This window comes from Pantoea sp. QMID4 (genome assembly GCF_030270445.1).
Lineage (GTDB): Bacteria > Pseudomonadota > Gammaproteobacteria > Enterobacterales > Enterobacteriaceae > Pantoea > Pantoea vagans.
Genome location: NZ_BSXL01000011.1, coordinates 56,859 through 76,835, shown reverse-complemented (window position 1 = coordinate 76,835; position 19,977 = coordinate 56,859). Strand labels below are relative to the sequence as shown.

At 54.1% G+C, this 19,977-nt stretch carries 22 protein-coding genes; 9 read left to right on the top strand and 13 right to left on the bottom strand.

Annotated features, from left to right (window positions below):
- Positions 1-74: 74 nt before the first annotated feature.
- Together QSK07_RS21145 and tpiA are read left to right on the top strand one after the other, a co-directional pair.
- A complete protein-coding gene (locus tag QSK07_RS21145) occupies positions 75-665 on the top strand; it encodes a DUF1454 family protein (protein WP_098052028.1) in 591 nt (196 codons plus the stop codon).
- 120 nt (positions 666-785) lie between these two features.
- The gene (gene tpiA / locus QSK07_RS21140) at positions 786-1,553 is read left to right on the top strand and encodes a triose-phosphate isomerase (RefSeq protein WP_285722912.1); all 768 of its coding nucleotides are present in this window, start codon (positions 786-788) and stop codon (positions 1,551-1,553) included.
- 28 nt (positions 1,554-1,581) lie between these two features.
- Here tpiA and QSK07_RS21135 read toward each other — a convergent pair whose 3' ends face one another.
- The 6 genes from QSK07_RS21135 to cpxP all read right to left on the bottom strand — a co-directional run bounded on the left by QSK07_RS21135 (position 1,582) and on the right by cpxP (position 7,081).
- On the bottom strand, positions 1,582-2,355 hold the full coding sequence (locus QSK07_RS21135; protein WP_285722910.1) for a CDP-diacylglycerol diphosphatase: 774 nt from the start codon (positions 2,353-2,355) through the stop codon (positions 1,582-1,584).
- A 160-nt stretch (positions 2,356-2,515) separates the two neighbouring features.
- The gene (locus tag QSK07_RS21130) at positions 2,516-3,505 is read right to left on the bottom strand and encodes a sulfate ABC transporter substrate-binding protein (RefSeq protein ID WP_098052026.1); all 990 of its coding nucleotides are present in this window, start codon (positions 3,503-3,505) and stop codon (positions 2,516-2,518) included.
- A gap of 144 nt (positions 3,506-3,649) precedes the next feature.
- A complete protein-coding gene (pfkA, locus tag QSK07_RS21125; protein ID WP_003851263.1) occupies positions 3,650-4,612 on the bottom strand; it encodes a 6-phosphofructokinase in 963 nt (320 codons plus the stop codon).
- Positions 4,613-4,820: 208 nt separating this feature from the next.
- Entirely contained in the window at positions 4,821-5,723 is a 903-nt protein-coding gene (gene fieF, locus QSK07_RS21120; RefSeq protein ID WP_033784292.1) for a CDF family cation-efflux transporter FieF, read from the bottom strand.
- A 237-nt stretch (positions 5,724-5,960) separates the two neighbouring features.
- Positions 5,961-6,116 carry a con-10 family general stress protein gene (locus tag QSK07_RS21115; protein WP_098052025.1) on the bottom strand — a complete coding sequence of 52 codons (156 nt, stop codon included), beginning with the start codon at positions 6,114-6,116 and terminating at the stop codon, positions 5,961-5,963.
- Positions 6,117-6,571: 455 nt separating this feature from the next.
- On the bottom strand, positions 6,572-7,081 hold the full coding sequence (gene cpxP / locus QSK07_RS21110; RefSeq protein ID WP_285722905.1) for a cell-envelope stress modulator CpxP: 510 nt from the start codon (positions 7,079-7,081) through the stop codon (positions 6,572-6,574).
- 148 nt (positions 7,082-7,229) lie between these two features.
- Here cpxP and cpxR point away from each other — a divergent pair, with 148 nt between their 5' ends.
- Genes cpxR through trmL form a run of 3 tightly spaced genes read left to right on the top strand, consistent with a single transcriptional unit; the run spans position 7,230 to position 9,813 of the window.
- Positions 7,230-7,928: an envelope stress response regulator transcription factor CpxR gene (gene cpxR / locus QSK07_RS21105; RefSeq protein ID WP_009088062.1), complete on the top strand. Its 699-nt coding sequence runs from the start codon at positions 7,230-7,232 to the stop codon at positions 7,926-7,928.
- Positions 7,925-9,304, top strand: coding sequence for an envelope stress sensor histidine kinase CpxA (gene cpxA, locus QSK07_RS21100; RefSeq protein ID WP_098052023.1), 1,380 nt, complete (start codon positions 7,925-7,927; stop codon positions 9,302-9,304). The genes cpxR and cpxA overlap by 4 nt, the downstream gene beginning before the upstream one ends.
- A gap of 35 nt (positions 9,305-9,339) precedes the next feature.
- Complete coding sequence (gene trmL, locus QSK07_RS21095) at positions 9,340-9,813, top strand: tRNA (uridine(34)/cytosine(34)/5-carboxymethylaminomethyluridine(34)-2'-O)-methyltransferase TrmL (protein ID WP_285722902.1); 474 nt, start codon at positions 9,340-9,342, stop codon at positions 9,811-9,813.
- Here the strand turns inward: trmL and cysE are convergent.
- The 5 genes from cysE to QSK07_RS21070 form a co-directional block, all read right to left on the bottom strand.
- Entirely contained in the window at positions 9,810-10,631 is an 822-nt protein-coding gene (cysE, locus tag QSK07_RS21090) for a serine O-acetyltransferase (protein WP_013359486.1), read from the bottom strand. The two genes, trmL and cysE, sit on opposite strands and share 4 nt — an antisense overlap.
- Positions 10,632-10,698: 67 nt before the next feature.
- The gene (gpsA, locus tag QSK07_RS21085; RefSeq protein WP_285722899.1) at positions 10,699-11,715 is read right to left on the bottom strand and encodes an NAD(P)H-dependent glycerol-3-phosphate dehydrogenase; all 1,017 of its coding nucleotides are present in this window, start codon (positions 11,713-11,715) and stop codon (positions 10,699-10,701) included.
- Positions 11,715-12,185: a protein-export chaperone SecB gene (secB, locus tag QSK07_RS21080; protein ID WP_010258229.1), complete on the bottom strand. Its 471-nt coding sequence runs from the start codon at positions 12,183-12,185 to the stop codon at positions 11,715-11,717. The genes gpsA and secB overlap by 1 nt, the downstream gene beginning before the upstream one ends.
- A 38-nt stretch (positions 12,186-12,223) precedes the next feature.
- A complete protein-coding gene (grxC, locus tag QSK07_RS21075) occupies positions 12,224-12,478 on the bottom strand; it encodes a glutaredoxin 3 (protein ID WP_008926942.1) in 255 nt (84 codons plus the stop codon).
- Positions 12,479-12,497: 19 nt separating this feature from the next.
- Complete coding sequence (locus QSK07_RS21070) at positions 12,498-12,929, bottom strand: rhodanese-like domain-containing protein (protein ID WP_098052020.1); 432 nt, start codon at positions 12,927-12,929, stop codon at positions 12,498-12,500.
- A gap of 252 nt (positions 12,930-13,181) precedes the next feature.
- On the opposite strand from QSK07_RS21070, the gene envC reads away from it, so the two are divergent.
- From envC to QSK07_RS21050, 4 genes are all read left to right on the top strand, one after another.
- Entirely contained in the window at positions 13,182-14,483 is a 1,302-nt protein-coding gene (envC, locus tag QSK07_RS21065) for a murein hydrolase activator EnvC (RefSeq protein ID WP_098052019.1), read from the top strand.
- Between the two features lie 3 nt (positions 14,484-14,486).
- Positions 14,487-15,389 (top strand): divergent polysaccharide deacetylase family protein, encoded by a 903-nt coding sequence (locus tag QSK07_RS21060; RefSeq protein WP_285722894.1) that lies wholly within the window; start codon positions 14,487-14,489, stop codon positions 15,387-15,389.
- A 104-nt stretch (positions 15,390-15,493) separates the two neighbouring features.
- Entirely contained in the window at positions 15,494-16,723 is a 1,230-nt protein-coding gene (locus tag QSK07_RS21055) for a glycosyltransferase (protein WP_275222602.1), read from the top strand.
- Positions 16,716-17,627, top strand: a complete 912-nt coding sequence (locus tag QSK07_RS21050) for a hypothetical protein (protein ID WP_285722892.1) — start codon at positions 16,716-16,718, stop codon at positions 17,625-17,627. Before QSK07_RS21055 ends, QSK07_RS21050 begins: the two co-directional genes overlap by 8 nt.
- A gap of 31 nt (positions 17,628-17,658) precedes the next feature.
- On the opposite strand, the gene tdh is transcribed toward QSK07_RS21050, so the two are convergent.
- A complete protein-coding gene (gene tdh, locus QSK07_RS21045) occupies positions 17,659-18,687 on the bottom strand; it encodes an L-threonine 3-dehydrogenase (RefSeq protein WP_285722890.1) in 1,029 nt (342 codons plus the stop codon).
- 10 nt (positions 18,688-18,697) lie between these two features.
- Positions 18,698-19,894, bottom strand: coding sequence for a glycine C-acetyltransferase (locus QSK07_RS21040; RefSeq protein WP_285722951.1), 1,197 nt, complete (start codon positions 19,892-19,894; stop codon positions 18,698-18,700).
- Between the last annotated feature and the right edge of the window lie 83 nt (positions 19,895-19,977).

Sequence of the window (19,977 nt, the reverse complement as noted above, 5' to 3'; positions counted from 1 at the left end):
ACCGCCGCGCTTTTGACCTCGCGGATAAAAACCGTTTTAATTTGCGCCTGAGTTTACGGGTTAGGATCGACAAAATGAAGAATTTGCCTGGCGCACTGCTGTTATCGTTTGCGCTGACGGTTCCGGTCTTTGCCGCCGATCCGCCACCGCAGGAGCGGCCGGATGCGTTGCCCACCGCGCCTTATCTGCTGGCGGGCGCGCCCACCTTTGATATGACTATCGGCCAGTTTCGCGAAAAATATAATCTGGCCAATGCAGCGCTGATGCTGCCGGAGTATCGCGCTATTGATAACCGGGGTGATAAAAGCAACCTGACGCGCGCCGCCAGCAAAATCAATGAAACGCTCTATGCCTCTACCGCGCTGGAGCCCGGTACTGGCAAAATCAAGACGCTGCAGATTACCTGGCTGCCACTGCCTGGCCCGGACCAGAGCGCATCGCAGCAAAAAGCACTGGCCTACATGACCGCCATGCTGCGCTTCTTTGTACCGGGGTTAAGTGCCGACGAGGGGCGTAAAAAGCTGGAGGGTCTGCTGAAGGAAGGTAAGGATTTACCCTACTTTTCGCAGGTCGACGGCGCGCTGCGGTTTGTGGTCGCTGACAACGGCGACAAGGGGCTGACCTTCGCGGTCGAACCGGTCAAACTGGCGCTCGCGAGCCCCTGATGATGTGGCTGAAAATGACGAAAAGCAAAGCCATCACTACATTTGATCTCTATACTGTCTGGCAGACAACGCTGCCGGCTGGCAGCGATTTTTCATGTATCGCGTTATGCGGAGGATAGAATGCGACATCCACTGGTTATGGGTAACTGGAAGTTGAATGGCAGCAAGCAGATCACAGCTGAACTGATCGCCGGTCTGCGCAAGGAACTCTCTGGCGTTGAAGGTTGTGGCGTCGCCATTGCACCGCCAGCGCTCTATCTCGAGCAGGCAAAACACGCCCTCTCCGGTAGCCACATCGCACTGGGTGCGCAGAACGTGGACGTTAACCTGTCTGGCGCGTTTACCGGTGAAGTTTCCGCTGAAATGCTGAAAGATATCGGCGCGAAATATATCATTATCGGTCACTCAGAACGCCGCACTTACCACAAAGAGAGCGACGAGTTCATCGCGAAGAAATACGCGGTACTGAAGTCAGTAGGCCTGGTCCCGGTACTGTGCATCGGTGAAACCGAAGCAGAAAACGAAGCGGGTAAAACCGAAGAAGTCTGTGCGCGTCAACTGGATGCGGTTCTGGAAACTCAGGGCGCTGAAGCGTTCAAAGATGCGGTTATCGCGTATGAGCCCGTCTGGGCCATCGGTACCGGCAAATCTGCGACCCCTGCTCAGGCACAGGCCGTCCACAAATTCATCCGTGATCATATCGCGAAGAAAGATGCGGCTATCGCAGAACAGGTCATCATTCAGTACGGCGGCTCGGTTAACGATAAGAATGCTGCTGAGCTGTTCACCCAGCCTGACATCGATGGCGCGCTGGTTGGCGGTGCGTCACTGAAAGCAGATGCTTTCGCGGTAATCGTTAAAGCTGCGGCGGCTGTAAAAAGCGCTTAAGCATTAGCATTCCGGTCAGAGGCGGCGCTTAAGCCGCCTTTTTTATGGGCGCAATCAGCTGACAGGCGTGATCCTGCAGCTCCTCCGCCGAACCACTGTTCAGCAGCAGCCAGTTCCGCTCTATCGCCATTAGCACCAGTCGCCCATCACTCAATTCAGCCAGTGCCAGCCCATATTTCCCCCTCTCTGTCCGTGCCTGTGGCCTCTCATCGGCCAGCCGGATAAAGGCACTCTGCTGACTCAGCTCATCTGTCGTCAGGGCTCGCAGCCAGTAGCGGTGCTTACGCAGCGTAAGCTCCTGCCACTGACCGCCCAGCTGCGGCGTCAGCTGATCCAGCTGTTGACGCACATCAGGTCGCAGACAGGAGAGATGAATATGGAGCTGATTCTGCGTGCGGCCATACTGTGAATTGATCGCCAGTGACAGAACCCGATCATCTATGGGTGAGCCGCGTCGCTGTGCAAGCAGGGTTCGTTCATGCCAGGCCAGGGCAAAATAGTTGGGCGTCGCGGGTTGCAGTAACAACGGGCTTTCGATGCCGGTGATTTTGTCGAGCGGGATCAGCAGATACTGCAGCGACCCGTTCATATCTTTCAGCATGGCATAGCGATGCGGCTGATCGACACGCTGGCAGGGCGCAGGATCTCCGTTACTTTGCTGATGAGGCACGCATTTCTCGCTGACGATCTGCCAGAGTGCATCACTGTTCTTTTTGAAATGCAGTGCTGCGGCCAGCATCCCCACAACAACCAGCGCCAGCAGAACGGTAACCAGGCGGATTGCACGACGATTGGTCGGCATAACAACGCTTCCTGAATGGTTTATCAGCCTGCATCCTCGCCTGGCGAGAAGAGAATGTCACGGGGAATTCGGGCAGATAACCCAGCGGCTGGGCAGGGAAGAGAAAAGACGTGATGGTGGCGGACAAGCGGTCAGCGCAGAGCGCGCTGACCGCACTACATTATGGTTTCATGACCTGGTCATAGCTGCCGCCATCGGCGAAGTGGGCTTTCTGAGCCTGCGCCCAGCCACCAAACTTGTCCTGAATGGTAAACAGCTTCACTGGCGCAAAGGTGCTGGCAAATTTCTTCGCGATTTCAGCATCACGCGGACGATAGTAATTCTGTGCAGCGATGGTCTGGCCTTCTGGCGAGTAGAGATATTTCAGATAAGCATCAGCGACTTTACGCGTGCCCTTTTCATCCACCACTTTGTCGACCACCGACACGGTCGGTTCAGCCAGAATCGATTCGCTCGGGGTAACAATCTCGAACTTATCTTTGCCCAGTTTGTTAACGGCCAGATAAGCTTCGTTTTCCCAGGCGATCAGCACATCACCAATCCCACGTTCAACGAAGGTGTTGGTTGCGCCGCGTGCACCAGAATCCTGTACTTCAACGTTTTTGAAGAGCGCTCTGACGTAAGCCAGCGCTTTGGCCTGATCGCCGTTGTTATGATCCAGTGCCCAGCCCCAGGCCGCGAGATAGTTCCAGCGTGCGCCGCCGGACGTTTTCGGGTTAGGGGTAATCACAGATACGCCTGGCTTCGTCAGGTCGCTCCAGTCATGGATACCCTTAGGGTTATCTTTACGAACCAGGAAGACAATGGTCGAGGTGTAAGGCGCAGAGTTATCTGGCAGACGTTTGATCCAGTTCTTGTCAATACGACCACGTTCGGCAATGGCATCAACATCGGATTGCAACGCCAGTGTGACAACATCCGCGCGGATGCCGTTAATCACTGAGGTCGCCTGCTTGCCAGAGCCGCCATGCGACTGGCGGACCACGACATTGTCGCCGGTTTCCTGTTTGTAGTGCGCACTGAACGCTTTGTTGTACTGTTCGTACAGCTCACGCGTTGGATCGTAGGAAACGTTTAACAGCTGAATGTCTTTCGCCAGCACGCTGGTTGAGGCCAGCAACAGGGTAACGCCAATACTCCACTTGTTCATTACGCACTCTCCCAATGTCGTTATGGGCTAAGCGTGACATAAACCATTACAGAGCTAAAAGAATTAAAAATAAGCTGTTATAACCGCAGGGAATATATAAGAGGAATGCCGGGGCATGCTGTACAACACACCCCCGCAGGAGAATTAATAGAGCTTTTTCGCGGTGTCGAGCCAGTCGCGTTTGAACGGACGCTTCATGTTTTCAATTGCGTCAACGATATCGTGATGCACCATCTTCTCGTTCTGAATACCGACGCAACGGCCGCCGTAACCCTGCATCAGCAGTTCAATGGAGTAAGCGCCCATGCGTGACGCCAGGATGCGGTCATACGCACAGGGTGCACCGCCACGCTGAATATGGCCCAGAACGGTCGAACGGGTTTCACGTTTGGTTTCTGTTTCAATGAAACGCGCCAGATCGTCGATATCGCAGATGTGTTCGGTAATCGCTACGATAGCGTGCTTTTTACCTTTGGCGATGCCCGCTTTGATTTCCGCAACCAGCTCTTCGCGGGTATACGGGAACTCTGGCAGGACGATGAACTCACAGCCACCGGCAATCGCCGCCGCCAGGGTCAGATCGCCACAATAGCGACCCATCACTTCAACAATCGAAATACGCTGATGTGAAGAAGAGGTATCACGCAGACGGTCAATCGCTTCAACCACGGTTTCCAGCGCAGTGAAATAACCGATGGTATAATCCGTTCCGGCCACGTCGTTATCGATGGTGCCTGGCAGACCGATGCAGGGGAAGCCCATTTCAGTCAGGCGCTTAGCACCCATGTAAGAACCATCGCCACCAATCACAACCAGCGCATCGATGCCGCGCTTTTTCATGTTCTCAATGGCAACCTGGCGCACATCTTCATTACGGAACTCAGGGAAACGCGCTGAACCCAGGAACGTGCCGCCGCGATTAATCATGTCGGAGACGCTGTAGCGATCAAGATTGATCATGCGATCTTCGTACAATCCCAGATAACCGTCATAGATCCCAAAAACTTCCAGTCCTTCACTCAGCGCGGAACGAACCACTCCACGAATAGCTGCGTTCATGCCTGGGGCGTCACCGCCGCTGGTTAATACACCAATTTTTTTGATCATGACAACCTCTGGATTGTTCAAAAACTAAGGGTTAATCCTGCCTGTCGATCGCTGCTGAAGGCCATTTTACGATTAGCGCGACATGTGATGGCAGATAGTATATCAAAGGCTTGCTGCTGAATTGATTCAGGTCAGACAACTTTTCACTATTTTTTGCAGCAATGTTAGCGTTAGGTCATTCCTTTCGTATCGATTTGATTCATTTACGTTAAAAACCTAAAGAATCCTCTCTCTCGAACGGTACCACAGAACAGGGATCCTGATGGATAATTACGTCTGACCCAGGAAATTCTTTGCGCAACGCCTTCTCAACCTGATCGGCTACCCGATGCGCCTGCACCAGTGGCAACTGGTCTTCCAGTTCCAGATGTAGCTGAATAAATTTAGTTGGGCCGGACTGACGGGTTCGCAGATCGTGGACGCCCTGCACCTGTGGCCAGTTTGTCGCCAGCGTCAGAATCTGCTGCCGCTCCTCTTCCGGTAGCGCGCGATCCAGCAATGACTGCACCGCCTCATAGCCCATACGCAACGCACTGTAGAGAATGAAAATGCCAATCCCCAGCGCGAACAGGGCATCTGCCCGGGCAAAGCCATAGCTGCTCAGGACCAGCGCGATCAGAATGGCACCATTCATGATGACGTCCGACTGATAGTGCAGCATGTCAGCCCGAATCGCCTGGCTACGGGTTTTACGCACCACCCAGCGCTGAAAGGCGACCAGCACCAGCGTTGAGCTCAGTGCCACAACGGTTACCACAATGCCAACGCCGGGCGCCCGCATCTCACTGGGCGAGGCAAGATGCTGCAGGCCGGTCAGAAACAGAAACAGCGCCGAGCCGGAGATAAACATACTTTGCGCCAGTGCTGCCAGGGACTCTGCTTTGCCGTGCCCGAACGTGTGATCTTCGTCGGCAGGCTGCAGCGCATAACGCACCACCAGCAGATTTGTCAGCGAGGCAGCAATATCCACCAGCGAGTCTACCAGTGAGGCAAGCAAACTCACCGAACCGGTGTACCACCAGGCAAAAATTTTCACGATTAACAGCACAGATGCAAGAATGGTGGCGGCCAGCGCAGCACGCTTTACCAGTCGGCCATAAGAGGGTTGCATGCCAGATTCCCTATGCAGCATCAGCGACGATGCGTACTCAAATGAAAGAATGGCTAAAGTTTAACATCAGGAGGTGGGCAGTGCTTAGCGGGTCACTCAATGGCTCAGTCTCTTTTGCAAAAGCGCGGCAGGCATAAAAAAACAAGCCCCGACCTCGGGGAGGACGGGGCAAAGTGTCATACACATCAGTGTCAGACCACAGTCATATGCTGGTCTGGGCTAAGAAAGACGCGGCAATTACTTTTTGCCGCCCTTTTTTCCTGCTTCTGATGCTTTCTCACGATCGTTTTTGAAGTTTCCGCTGCCGCTGCTCTGACCGCCTTTCTTACCGGCTTCAGACGCTTTTTGCGGATTATCTGCGAAATTACCTGAACCACCACGATGCTCTGCCATAACTTACTCCGTTAATAGATTCATTCAGGACTACATAATGTGGTTGTTGCTCCCTGAGACTTCGCAAAGACACTTTACTTCCCTGCAGTGACAGAATTAAGTGTAGAGGATGCGCCTGAACCGGCAAGCGTAACGCGGGAAAAGCAACGCGTTGAAAGTTAAGATAAAAGCTTACATGATAAGGTTATAAATCTACTATTTTCAGTGACTTAAATTATTTAAATGGCCTTAAGATGCTTACCGGTACGCTTAAGTTTACGATATGACCTGAATAGTCAATAATCATCGAGCCTGACAAACAAACGTTAAACAGGCGCTAATAAAATGGGGGTTTTGTTGCGCGGTGATGATTCCAGTCAAATTAAAAAAAGCGAAAAAAAGATAAAAAAAACCCCCACCATCATGGCGGGGGAAGACAGGGATGTGTCTATGGCAAGGAAAACAGGGATACTATGTTACTGGTTACTGCTGGTACTACTCACTGCCTGCAGCGATGACGCTGACTGCAGATTCGAAAACTGTCGCAGCTCATTAAGTCGCCGCTGGTAATTCTTCTGCAACGTGGCCTGCTGGTCCGGTGTTAGCAGTTGAAACATTTGATTCTGTACGCGCGCCATCTCAACCTGTTGTTCAACCTGAACTCTGGCGATGACTTCCGCCTTTGCGCGGATGGCCGCTTCGTTAAACTGGTCTGCAGTCACTAAGTCATGTAGTGCTGCGATATCGTCAATATGAACGATTGGGCGATCATGTCGGGCCTGTTGCATCAGGTCCCGCATCTGCTGACGCTGCTCTTCAGTCAGCTCGATACCATCGAACATGTGGCTTTGCGGATTTTGCGTCATACTGCCTGTCGGCAATCCGCCATGATGCATCTCGTCAATCGTCGTCGCATCTTTAGCACCTGCGCTGGCGACACTCAGAGCCATCGCTGAGGCAAGGACGACGGCGGTTAATTTGCGCATCGTGTACTCCAGTTCGTTCCGTTTTGCGATTCAACGAGAGCCAGTGTACGGCGACAGCTGCAAACATCCGTCAGGGGGTGTAAAACTACGTAAAGCGATAGATAGGTGCGCCAGGAACACGGTATTTTGCCTGCGGAGGGCTACAAAAATGAATAAAATCCTGTTGGTAGATGACGACCGCGAATTAACTTCGCTTTTAAAAGAACTGTTAGAAATGGAAGGGTTTGAAGTGGTGGTAGCCAGCGATGGTGAACAAGCGCTGAACCTGCTCGATAACTCAATTGATTTGCTTTTACTGGATGTCATGATGCCGAAGAAAAACGGTATCGACACCCTGAAAGAATTGCGTCAGCAACATCAAACACCCGTCATCATGCTAACGGCGCGTGGCAGCGAGCTGGATCGCGTACTGGGCCTTGAACTGGGTGCAGACGACTATCTGCCCAAGCCATTTAACGATCGCGAACTGGTGGCGCGTATCCGCGCTATTCTGCGCCGCTCAAACTGGAGTGAACAGCAGCAGCAACATGACAATAGCTCGCCCACACTGGAAGTGGACTGCCTGCGGCTCAATCCTGGCCGTCAGGAAGCGAGTTTTGATGATGTCACGCTGGATCTCACCGGCACGGAGTTCACCCTGCTCTATCTGCTGGCGCAGCATCTCGGCCAGGTCGTGTCGCGTGAACATCTGAGTCAGGAAGTGCTGGGCAAACGCCTGACGCCTTTTGACCGCGCCATTGATATGCACATCTCAAATCTGCGTCGCAAGCTGCCTGAACGCCGTGACGGTCATCCCTGGTTTAAAACCTTACGTGGCCGCGGCTACCTGATGGTTTCGGCATCATGATTGGAAGTCTGACCACCCGTATCTTCGCCATCTTCTGGTTAACGCTGGCGCTGGTGTTGATGCTGGTGCTAATGGTGCCCAAGCTTGACTCACGACAGATGACCTCGCTACTGGAGAGTGAGCAGCGGCAGGGCATCATGATTGAGCAACACGTCGAAGCAGAGTTGTCACAGGATCCCCCTAACGATCTGATGTGGTGGCGTCGTCTGTTTCGCGCCGTGGAGAAGTGGGCACCGCCGGGTCAGCGGCTGCTGTTAGTGACCAGCGAAGGTCGGGTGATTGGCGCGCAACATAACGAAATGCAGGTTATCCGCAACTTTATCGGCCAGTCTGACAACGCCGATCATCCACAGAAGAAGAAATATGGTCGTGTTGAGCTGGTAGGGCCTTTTGCCGTCCGGGATGGCGAAGATAACTATCAGCTTTACATGATACGTCCCGCCAACAGCTCCCAGCTCGATTTCGTCAATCTGCTGTTTGACCGTCCGTTACTGCTGCTTATTGTCACCATGCTCATCAGCTCACCGCTGCTGCTGTGGCTCGCCTGGAGCCTGGCGCGTCCGGCGCGTAAGCTGAAATATGCCGCCGATGAAGTGGCTAGCGGGAATCTCCGTCAGCATCCGGAACTGGAATCAGGTCCACAGGAGTTTCTGGCAGCGGGGTCCAGCTTTAACCAGATGGTGAGTGCGCTGGAGCGGATGATGACTGGTCAGCAACGTCTGCTATCGGATATCAGCCATGAGCTGCGTACCCCACTAACCCGTCTGCAACTGGCTACCGCGCTACTGCGTCGGCGTCAGGGCGAAGGTAAAGAGCTGGAGCGGATTGAGATGGAAGCACAGCGTCTTGATGGCATGATCAACGACCTGCTGGTACTGTCACGCACCCAGCATAAAAATGCGCTGGTCAGCGAAGCGATGAAGGCGAATCAGTTGTGGAATGGGGTACTGGAAGATGCCCGTTTCGAAGCTGAGCAGATGGGTAAAAAGATGGACATCTCCTACCCGCCTGGCCCCTGGCCGCTTTATGGCAACCCTCATGCGCTGGAGAGTGCGCTGGAAAACATCGTACGCAATGCGCTGCGTTATTCACACACGCATATCAGCGTCAGCTTCTCCGTCGATATTTCCGGTATCACGGTACATGTTGATGATGATGGTCCTGGCGTGAGTCCGGAAGATCGTGAACAGATTTTCCGTCCCTTTTACCGCACTGATGAAGCACGCGATCGCGAATCAGGCGGCACCGGTCTCGGCCTGGCGATTGTCGAAACCGCAGTACAACAACATCGTGGCTGGGTTAAGGCCGATGACAGCCCACTGGGTGGTCTGCGTCTGACCCTCTGGTTGCCGCTCTACTCCTCCGGTCGTCAATAATTTGCTATGCTTCGGCCCCTGTCATCGGGGGCCTTATGCTTAACATTGTCTTGTTTGAACCAGAAATACCGCCAAATACCGGCAATATCATCCGCCTGTGCGCGAATACGGGTTTCCAGCTTCATCTGATTCAGCCACTCGGCTTTGCCTGGGATGATAAGCGCTTACGTCGCGCCGGACTGGACTACCACGAATTTACCGCCATCAAATTCCATACTGACTATCAGGCGTTTATCGCCACAGAATCGCCTGAGCGTCTGTTTGCGCTAACGACCAAAGGGACGCCTGCACACAGTGCCGTCGCGTATCAGGCAGGCGATTATCTGCTGTTTGGCCCAGAGAGCCGTGGTCTGCCCGCTGAGATCCTGGCCGCGTTACCGGCACAGCAAAAAATCCGCATCCCGATGAGAGCAGAGAGCCGTAGTATGAATTTGTCGAATGCCGTATCGGTGGTGGTGTATGAAGCGTGGCGCCAGCTCGATTACGCCGGCGCGCTGATTAAAGACTAGATGCCGTCACCAAACTGAAAACCGGCCAGGCTGCCATTGAAGTGCTGATCCATATCCATTGACGGCTTTTCACTGCCTGGCTTGCCGACGATACGTGCGGGTACCCCTGCTGCCGTAGTGTGTGGCGGCACAGGCTGTAACACCACAGAACCCGCGCCGATTTTTGCTCCTCTGCCGACTTCAATATTCCCCAGCACTTTCGCACCCGCACCAATCATCACCCCTTCACGGATTTTCGGATGGCGGTCGCCACTGGTTTTGCCGGTACCGCCCAGCGTCACCGATTGCAGGATCGAGACATCATTCTCAACCACCGCGGTTTCACCAATCACAATGCCTGTAGCATGGTCGAGCATGATGCCGTGGCCTATATTCGCAGCGGGATGAATATCGACAGCAAAGGAGACGGAGATTTCATTCTGCAGATAAACCGCCAGCGCGCGTCGGCCTTCGTTCCACAGCCAGTGACCAATGCGGTAAGCCTGAAGCGCATGAAATCCTTTGAGATAGAGCAGCGGCGTAGAGTATTTATCGACCGCCGGGTCGCGCTGACGCACCGCCTGAATATCGTATGCCGCCGACAGTATCATCGACGGATCTTCACGGTAGGCTTCTTCAACGATTTCACGAATGGCGATAGCGGGCATAATCGGGTTTGCCAGCTTGTTGGCCAGCATGTAACTCAGTGCGCTGCCAAGATTCTCATGCTTGAGCAATGTCGCGTGGAAGAAACTGGCCAGCATAGGCTCACAATCAGCCAGGGCGCGCGCTTCTGCTTTGATATTATTCCAGACCAGTTCTAACTCATCAGACGACATTGCTGCTTTCTCCCGATAAAAAAAGCGCCTGAATGGCGCTGCAGGTGATGATGCTACGCGTCCTGCGTTAGCTGATGCTGTTTTCGTCCTTCCTTGTTCGTCCCAGCAGGCTCAATGCTGCATCTCTCGCCGGTTTTTCGCAATACAACACCTGATAAATCTGCTCGGTGATTGGCATTTCCACACCAAAACGTGCAGCCAATGCTTTGACTTCTTTGGTGTTTCTGTACCCTTCTACAACTTGTCCGATAATGCGTTGCGCGCTATCTACATCTTCGCCCTGGCCCAGCATCATGCCAAAACGACGATTTCGCGACTGATTATCGGTACAGGTCAGCACCAGATCGCCCAGCCCCGCCATCCCCATAAAGGTGGTGGGATCGGCACCCAGCGCTGCGCCCAGCCGGCTCATTTCAGCCAGACCACGGGTGATCAGTGCAGTACGGGCATTGGCGCCAAAACCAATCCCATCGGACATCCCGGCACCGATAGCGATAACGTTTTTTACCGCCCCGCCCAGCTGTACGCCGATGAAATCAGGGTTGTTATAAACGCGGAAGCTTTTACCGCAGTGCAGCTTCTGCTGCAGGTCGTCAGCAAACTGCGCATCCGTAGCGGCCAGCGCAATAGCCGTCGGTAATCCTGCCGCCAGCTCTTTCGCAAAGGTCGGCCCGGAGATCACGGCCAGCGGAATGGCATCGCCTACGATTTCACGTGCCACGTCCTGCAGCAGGCGGCCCGTCTCTTTTTCCAGCCCTTTGGTCGCCCAGACAATACGCGAGTCTGGCCGCAGATGAGGTTTAATCTGCTGCAGCACATCGCCAAACACATGACTCGGTACCACAATTAATAAATCGCGGCTGGCGGCAATGGTTTTGGTCAGATCAGGCTCAGGAGAGAGGTTATCGGGGAACGGAACATCGGGCAGGAAAGCAGTGTTGCAGCGGTCAGTCTGAAGTTGCGCCAGATGCGCCGGGTTATGTCCCCACAACAGCACCGGATGGCCGTTACGGGCCAGGGTAATCGCCAAAGCGGTGCCGTAGGAACCGGCACCGATGACGCTAATCGAAGCGTGAGTTGTCATCAGGCATCCTGATGTGGTTCAGCACCTTCTTCACCTTGTTGCTGCTGCAGGTAGTTCATGAACAGCGCATCAAAGTTAACCGGTGCCAGGTTCAGCTGCGGGAAGGTACCACGTGATACCAGGCTGGTAATGCATTCGCGTGCGTATGGGAACAGAATGTTCGGGCAGTATGCACCCAGGCAATGTGCCATCTGCGTTCCTTCGATACCGCTGATGGTGAAAATACCGGCCTGCTGAACTTCACACAGGAAAGCGGTCTCTTCGCCCACAGTTGCGGTTACAGTCACACGAAGTACCACTTCGTAAACTTCGTCAGCCAGCTGAGAAGATGCAGTATCCAGGTCCAGCTTAACGTCCGGTTCCCACTCTTTCTGGAAAACCTGCGGGGCATTTGGCGCTTCAAAGGAGATATCTTTAGTGAATACGCGCTGAATCTGGAACTGCATTTCGTTGGTGTTGTGTTCTGACATGTGACCAAATCCTATATATGAGGTTGTCCGGCGTAAAATTACGCCTGCAGTAAGGGATCTAAACCTTCGCGATTATCGAGTGCGAATAAGTCATCGCAGCCGCCAATGTGCTGCGCATCAATAAAAATCTGAGGCACGGTGGTACGACCGCTACGCTTGATCATCTCTTCGCGCTTAGCCATATCGCCATCAATGGGGATTTCCTGAAACGAGACGCCTTTTTGCGTTAACAGCGCCTTTGCACGATGGCAGTAAGGACAGGTGGCCTTGGTATACATTTCAACATTTGCCATGTTCAGCACCTCTGTAAGATTATTTGCCGCGAACTAACGGCAGATTTTCGCCGCTCCAGCCACTGATACCCTCTTTCAGCACTGAAACCTGCTCAAAGCCTGTCGCGCTAAGATGTGCAGCTGAATCGCCTGCGCTTTGTCCGGTTGCACATACCACAATTATGGGCTGCGCTTTATGCTTTGCCAGTTCGTCGAGGTTGCCTTTTTTAATCTCAGCGGCTGCCACATTCAGCGCACCTGAAATATGCCCCCTGCGGAAATCGTCGCGCGAACGCACGTCTACTACTACCGCGTCCTCTTTATTAATCAGACGGGTGGCTTCACCGCGGCTAATCGTTTTTACCTTAGAGAACATTCCTTTAACGGTAGTTACAATCACCATAACGAGTAAAACGACCCATGCCAGACTCAGGATGGGGTGATTGCTTGCAAACTGCATAATTTCTTGCATGAGGGGTAACGACTCCAGACCGGGCTAATAAGCTAAAACAAGGGTTCTGAGTATACCTGCGCCACTTCGCATGTACAGATGCTATGCGGCCAGAGTATCGATTTGTGCTCCATTTTCCAAAAAAAGTGGCTGAAAGGCAAAAATGGCGTAAGGGTTAATCCCTGTCATGGTGAAAGTGGACATAACTGGAAAAGCAAATGCCCGTTGGCAGCACTGGTAAGCGGCGGTTCATCGTGGAATAATCATTGGCCTATGAAGGGAAAAACAACCGTTTCGCACACAAGGACCTGTCCCAACGGCGATAACCTGCCGTTGTTCACACACCTGTCCAGCCTCTCCCTTAGTCTGCTTTGTGCGGGAGTATTGTTGTTGCCTGCCGCTGTTCACAGCGCAGAGGACAGTAAATCTCAGCTGCAATCCATTCAGCAAAACATTGCTGCAAAAGAAAAAAGCGTTAAAGCGCAGAAACTGCAGCGCAGCAAACTGCTGGATCAGTTGCAGAGCCAGGAAAAAATCATCGCTCAGGCGAGCCGGCAGCTGCGTGACACCCGCAATAGCCTCACTGCTCTGAATGACGAGATCAGGCAACTCGCTGCCTCCATCACCCGCCTTGAGAAACAGCAGACTCAGCAGGAAAACCTGCTTTCTGAGCAACTTGATGCGGCATTTCGTCAGGGCCAGCACAGCGGCGTCCAGCTTTTGATGGGCGGTGAAGAGAGCCAGCGCAGTGAGCGTATTCTGGCCTATTTCGGCTATCTCAATGATGCCCGCCAGAAAAGTATCGAATCGCTGCAAAAGACGCGCCAGGATTTAGACCAGCAACGTGCCACGCTGGAGCAGAAGCAACAGCAGCAGAAAGGCTTATTAGCACAGCAGCAGGGGCAGCAGCAGAAGCTGCAACAGGCGAGCGATGCGCGTAAAAAGACCCTGACGTCACTGGAAAGTGCGCTGGAAAAAGATCAGGCTGATCTGGTCGAGATGCGCCAGAACGAAAGCCGTCTGCAGGATAAAATCGCCCGGGCAGAACGTGAGGCGCGAGAGCGCGCAGCCCGTGAAGCGCGCGAGGCGGAAAAAGTGCGTCAGCGTCAGGCGCAGGCGAAAGCCAAAGGCTCCAGCTATCAGCCGACTCAGAGCGAACGTGAACTGGTAGCCCGCACGGGCGGACTGGGGCGCGCGGGCGGACAGGCGTTGTGGCCGGTGCGCGGACGCATTGAACATCGCTTTGGTGAACAGCTGCAGGGTGAACTGCGCTGGAAAGGACTGGTGATTGATGCGCGGGAAGGCACCGAGGTAAAAGCTATCGCTGATGGTCGTGTGCTGATGGCCGACTGGTTGCAGGGCTACGGTCTGGTCGTGGTGCTGGAGCACGGCAAAGGTGATATGAGCCTGTATGGCTACAACCAAAGTGCGCTGGTGAGCGTGGGTACGCAGGTGAAGGCAGGACAGCCTATCGCCCTGGTGGGCACCAGTGGTGGCCGCGGTACCCCGTCGCTCTATTTTGAAATCCGACGTCAGGGACAGGCCGTCAATCCACTCCCGTGGTTAGGAAAATAAGTTTTGCTGCAACGTCGAAAAATCTCCGTTCTGTTGAGCGCCTTACTGTTCAGCTATGCTACACAGGCGGGCAAACTGGCCATTGTCATCGATGACGTCGGCTATCGCCCTGCCGAAGAGAACAAAGTCCTGCAGATGCCGCAGGCTATTTCCGTGGCGGTATTGCCCAACGCGCCCCACGCCCGTGAAATGGCCACTAAAGCGCATCAGGGTGGTCACGAAGTATTGATTCATCTGCCAATGGCGCCGCTGAGCAAACAGCCGCTGGAAAAAGATACCTTAACGCCGGAGATGAGCAGCGAAGAGGTTACCCGCATAATGCGTAATGCGGTTAACAACGTGCCTTATGCCGTCGGTCTGAACAACCATATGGGCAGCAGGATGACCTCAAGCCTGTCCGGCATGCAGAAAGTGATGCAGGCGCTGAATCACTACAATCTCTACTTCCTGGATAGCATGACCATCGCTAACAGCCAGGCGATACCTGCCGCGCAGGGTACCCAGGTCAGGGTGTTAAAACGCCGGGTATTCCTTGATGACAGCCAGGATATTAACGCCATCCGCCAACAGTTCAGCCGGGCGGTGAAGCTGGCGCAGCGCGACGGTTATGCGATTGCCATTGGTCACCCCCACCCGACTACCGTACGGGTGCTGCTGCAGATGCTACCCACGCTGCCAGCCGACATTACACTGGTTCGTCCCAGCCAGCTGCTGAACGAATCACTCCACATCGGCTCACGGACGCCAGTCGCACCGTCAAAACCGGTGCCACCACGCTTCCAGCCTGCCGGCCTGTGTAAACTGAAACAGCCGCTGGCGCCGGTTCCTGCCACCAGAGCCTTAACGGTCATTGGTGAAAGCGTGAATAACAGCCCGCTGTTCAGGACGCTAAAAAATCTGTTCTGAATTTGCGATGAATGCTAAGTCGTCGGCTTAGCGTTCATTTATACGCAGAAATTACTATAATCCTGGGTCGGGCGATAAAGGGCGGTGCGGGAACAGTGATAGGGATGACGATTAATAAACAAAAAATCCTGCTGCTGGATAACGGCAGAGAGTGGGGCGGCGGCACCAACAGTATGCTGGAGCTGCTGAAACGTATCGATCGTCAAAAGTTTGATATCACCTGCTGCTTCTATCACAACTACAGCCGTGGCAACGATGAAACCATTGAAGCCACGCTGAATGCGCTGGCTATTCCGGTCTTTTTTATTCCGCAAATCAAACAGCCACGCTGGGCAAAGTTTGTTAAAGAAGTTGCGCGGGCACTGCTGTTTTTCAATAAAAAGCTCAAGAAGCGCGCCATCGATAAGATCGATACCCACTGGCGCATCATGCCCAATGCCAGCAAAATCAACTCACTGCTGCAGCTGGGAAGGTTCGATACGCTCTATATGAATAACCAGCCCAGCACCAATGTGGAAGGTTATCTGGCCGCGCGCAGCCTTGACGTTGCGGTGGTACAGCACTGCCGTATCGATCCGGTTCTGGAGCCGCGGCTGGTCAGCATGGTCAATCAGGATTGCCAGGCGGTTATTGCCGTGTCTCAGGGCGTGAATAACACCTTACGCCGCCATGGTGTCGATGCGGAGCGTTGTTTTACCGTCAACAACGCTATTGATATCCACCAGCCTCTGCCCAACCGCATTGACGTCCGCCAGCGCTTTAAACTCTCACCTTCAACCTTTGTGTTTGGCACAATAGGCTCGCTGATATTACGTAAATCTAATCACCATATTCTGCAGGCGCTGGGCCGTTTCAAACGCGCTAACCCTGATGCAGACTGGCGGATGGTGATTGTCGGCGCGGGTCCGGAACTTCAGCATCTGCTGCAACTTGCTACCGCAGAGAACATCCAGCATCACGTGGTCTTTACGGGCTTTCAGAACAATGCGCTGGATTACCTCACTGCCTTTGATACCTTTATTCTTGCTTCACGCAGTGAGGGCTTACCACGGGTTGTGCTGGAAGCGATGCTGGTGAATACCGCCGTCGTGGGATCCCGCGTGGTCGGCACTGCCGAATTGATCAGTCATGACGAAACGGGGTTGCTGTTTGATTATGGCAACGTGGTACAGCTAACTCAGCAACTGACCGCGCTGTGGCAGGATGCGGATTTGCGTCAACGCCTGATCAATGCGGCAGCGAAACGCGTACGTGAACAGTACGCCATTGAAACCTATATCAGCGGCGTCGAGAATATTTTGCAAAGCGTCGTCAAAAAGAAACCTCATGCTTAATTTTTTAAATCCCCGTTATCGCCACATCAGGGCGCGTCATAACCTGCCTTATTCGCATAAAGCGGTTCAGGGTAGTGTGCCGGTCACGTCTGTTGTGATCCCCTGCACCGGCGCGGACTATATTGAAGAAGCCCTGCTCAGCGCTGATTTTGCGGCGCGCTTTGCGACACAGGCACAAGAGATCGTGATTGTCAGCGATCAACCGGCTCATGCCTTTGGCAGTCTGCCAGCGAAAACCCGCGTGGCGACGCTGGATGTCCCGCACCGCGAAGAGAGCTATCGCTACAAGCAGATCTATCGCAGTCGTTTGATCAAATTGCAGGCGCCCTTGCAGGCAGAAGGCGACGGCATTCTGATGATCGATTCCGACCTCAACCTGCTTAAGATGCCTGAGATCATGATGAAGCCAGGTCACCTCTATTCCAGCTTCCGTCAGGGGAAAATGATTGCCAAGCTGGAGGGTGCACCGGAAGAGGCTATTCCCGCTTACTATCCGCACAGTATCCGGCCTTATCTGGTGGACCACGTGAATGGTGCTTACCTGGCTGCCACTCGTGAAGTCTGGCAGCGCATTTCGCCGCTGTGGCTGACGCTGTTTAATGACACCTGGAATTTAATGAACGACAGCCAGCCGCCGACCGATCAGCTGCCGCTCGCGGTGTTGCTGGACATGCTGGATATTAAAACCGTCAATCTGGGCGAATGGGCTAACTGGCCGGTCTCCAAGAAAATTGGCGGTCAGTCAGCCGTCATCCCGCCGGATGTGGTGGGCGCACATGGCGGCTTTCCGCTGTCGGAATGGCAGAAATACCTTATCGATCCGCAGCAGCCGCTGAACTTTAAAGGCCAGGACTACACGCGCAAAGTGCGCTACCTGACCGACGAAGAGAAGAAGCAAAGTTAATCCTGTGGCCGCCGCGCCAGCGGCCGTTGTTTTAATCCCAGCTCAGTATCACTTTCCCCGAGCGTCCTGAACGCATCTCATCAAAGCCCTGCTGGAAATCGTCGATACCGTAGCGATGCGTAATGACCGGCGTTAAATCGAGACCGGACTGAATCAGCGCCGCCATTTTGTACCAGGTTTCAAACATCTCACGGCCATAGATGCCTTTGATAAAAAGCCCCTTAAAGATTACCTGATTCCAGTCGATCGCCATTTCACCCGGCGGGATGCCCAGCAGTGCAATCCGCCCACCGTGATTCATTACCTCCAGCAGTGAACGGAAGGCAGGAGGCGCACCCGACATCTCCAGTCCGACATCAAATCCTTCCGTCATCCCCAGCGAGTGCATCACTTCCCGCAGATCCTCATTCGCCACATTGACCGCACGCGTGACGCCCATTTTCCGCGCCAGTGCCAGGCGATACTCATTGATGTCTGTGATCACCACGTTGCGTGCGCCGACGTGGCGACAGACTGCAGCAGCCATGATGCCGATTGGACCTGCACCAGAGATCAGCACATCCTCACCGACCAGGTCGAACGAGAGTGCGGTGTGCACCGCGTTGCCGAACGGATCAAAGATTGCCGCCAGCTCATCGGAAATGTTGTCGGGAATGTTGAATGCATTAAAGGCGGGGATGACCAGATACTCCGCAAAGCAGCCCTGACGGTTAACGCCCACGCCCATCGTGTTACGGCATAAATGGGTGCGTCCGGCGCGACAGTTGCGACAGTGTCCACAGGTAATGTGCCCCTCGCCCGAAACCCGGTCTCCAATCGTAAAGCCTTTCACTTCCTGTCCAATCGCGACCACTTCACCCACATGCTCATGACCAACAATCATCGGCACCGGAATGGTTTTGCGCGACCAGTCATCCCAGTTGTAGATATGGACATCGGTGCCGCAGATGGCGGTTTTACGAATCTTAATCAGCAGATCGTTGTGACCCGGTTCTGGAACCGGGGCATCGGTCACCATCCAGATGCCCGCTTCCTTCTTCAGTTTGGCGAGTGCTTTCATGACGGACTCCTCAGGCGATGACGCCCAGTTGTTTGCCGATGCGCGTAAAGGCCAGCACCGCACGTTCCAGCTGTTGCTGGGTATGCGCCGCAGAGATTTGGGTGCGAATGCGTGCCTGGCCTTTTGGCACCACCGGATAGAAGAAACCGGTCACGTAGATACCTTCCTGTTGCAGCAGGCGGGCAAACTCCTGGGCAACACTGGCTTCACCCAACATCACCGGGATAATGGCGTGATCGGCCCCCGCCAGCGTAAAGCCCGCCGCCGTCATCTGCTCGCGAAAATAACGGGCGTTGTCCCACAGACGCTGACGCAACCCGTCACCTTCGCTAAGCAGATCCAGCACCCGCAGCGAGGCGGCCACAATGGCCGGCGCCAGCGAGTTAGAGAACAGATAAGGACGGGAACGCTGACGCAGCCACTCCACCACTTCGGCCTTTGCTGCGGTGTAGCCACCGGACGCGCCGCCCAGCGCTTTACCCAGCGTGCCGGTAATGATGTCGACCCGGCCCATGACGTCGCAGTATTCATGGGTGCCGCGTCCAGCGTTCCCGACAAAACCCACCGCGTGGGAATCATCTACCATCACCAGCGCAGAGAATTCATCGGCCAGATCGCAGATGGCGGGCAAATTCGCAATCACCCCATCCATTGAGAAGACGCCATCAGTGGCAATCAGAATATGTCGGGCACCTTTGTCGCGCGCTTCCTGCAGACAGGCCCGCAGCTGCACCATATCGTTATTGCCGTAGCGATAACGCTGCGCTTTACAGAGACGGACGCCGTCGATAATGGAGGCATGATTCAGCGCATCCGAGATCACCGCATCCTGCGCATCAAGCAGGGTTTCGAACAGACCGCCATTGGCATCGAAGCAGGAGGAGTAGAGAATGGCATCCTCCATGCCGAGAAACTCTGCCAGCCGCTTTTCCAGCTGCTTATGGCTGTCCTGTGTGCCGCAGATAAAGCGCACCGACGCCATGCCGAAACCATGCGAATCCATGCCCTCTTTCGCCGCCTGAATCAGCGCCGGATGGTTCGCTAAACCTAAGTAGTTATTAGCGCAGAAGTTAATCACTGCCGAATCGCTGCCAACCGCGATCTCCGTCTGCTGAGCAGAGGTAATAATCCGCTCCTGTTTAAACAGTCCTTCCTGACATGCATCATCAAGTTGCTGACGAAGTTGTTGATAAAATTGCGCAGGCATCATTGCTCTCCTCAGATGGCAAAAATCTGGCATATTTTACTGAACAGGCCGCTTCTTCACGATAAATTGCCTAACAGAATGTC

Coding starts and splice junctions, on each gene's coding strand:
- QSK07_RS21130 (WP_098052026.1), bottom strand. CDS start 3,505: ATGAACAAGTGGAGTATTGGCGTTACCCTGTTGCTGGCCTCAACCAGC.
- cpxP (WP_285722905.1), bottom strand. CDS start 7,081: ATGCGCAAATTAACCGCCGTCGTCCTTGCCTCAGCGATGGCTCTGAGT.
- QSK07_RS21070 (WP_098052020.1), bottom strand. CDS start 12,929: ATGCAAGAAATTATGCAGTTTGCAAGCAATCACCCCATCCTGAGTCTG.
- grxC (WP_008926942.1), bottom strand. CDS start 12,478: ATGGCAAATGTTGAAATGTATACCAAGGCCACCTGTCCTTACTGCCAT.
- cpxA (WP_098052023.1), top strand. CDS start 7,925: ATGATTGGAAGTCTGACCACCCGTATCTTCGCCATCTTCTGGTTAACG.
- tpiA (WP_285722912.1), top strand. CDS start 786: ATGCGACATCCACTGGTTATGGGTAACTGGAAGTTGAATGGCAGCAAG.
- secB (WP_010258229.1), bottom strand. CDS start 12,185: ATGTCAGAACACAACACCAACGAAATGCAGTTCCAGATTCAGCGCGTA.
- QSK07_RS21135 (WP_285722910.1), bottom strand. CDS start 2,355: ATGCCGACCAATCGTCGTGCAATCCGCCTGGTTACCGTTCTGCTGGCG.
- QSK07_RS21050 (WP_285722892.1), top strand. CDS start 16,716: ATGCTTAATTTTTTAAATCCCCGTTATCGCCACATCAGGGCGCGTCAT.
- gpsA (WP_285722899.1), bottom strand. CDS start 11,715: ATGACAACTCACGCTTCGATTAGCGTCATCGGTGCCGGTTCCTACGGC.
- envC (WP_098052019.1), top strand. CDS start 13,182: ATGAAGGGAAAAACAACCGTTTCGCACACAAGGACCTGTCCCAACGGC.
- QSK07_RS21115 (WP_098052025.1), bottom strand. CDS start 6,116: ATGGCAGAGCATCGTGGTGGTTCAGGTAATTTCGCAGATAATCCGCAA.
- fieF (WP_033784292.1), bottom strand. CDS start 5,723: ATGCAACCCTCTTATGGCCGACTGGTAAAGCGTGCTGCGCTGGCCGCC.
- trmL (WP_285722902.1), top strand. CDS start 9,340: ATGCTTAACATTGTCTTGTTTGAACCAGAAATACCGCCAAATACCGGC.
- QSK07_RS21055 (WP_275222602.1), top strand. CDS start 15,494: ATGACGATTAATAAACAAAAAATCCTGCTGCTGGATAACGGCAGAGAG.
- tdh (WP_285722890.1), bottom strand. CDS start 18,687: ATGAAAGCACTCGCCAAACTGAAGAAGGAAGCGGGCATCTGGATGGTG.
- cpxR (WP_009088062.1), top strand. CDS start 7,230: ATGAATAAAATCCTGTTGGTAGATGACGACCGCGAATTAACTTCGCTT.
- pfkA (WP_003851263.1), bottom strand. CDS start 4,612: ATGATCAAAAAAATTGGTGTATTAACCAGCGGCGGTGACGCCCCAGGC.
- QSK07_RS21040 (WP_285722951.1), bottom strand. CDS start 19,894: ATGCCTGCGCAATTTTATCAACAACTTCGTCAGCAACTTGATGATGCA.
- cysE (WP_013359486.1), bottom strand. CDS start 10,631: ATGTCGTCTGATGAGTTAGAACTGGTCTGGAATAATATCAAAGCAGAA.
- QSK07_RS21145 (WP_098052028.1), top strand. CDS start 75: ATGAAGAATTTGCCTGGCGCACTGCTGTTATCGTTTGCGCTGACGGTT.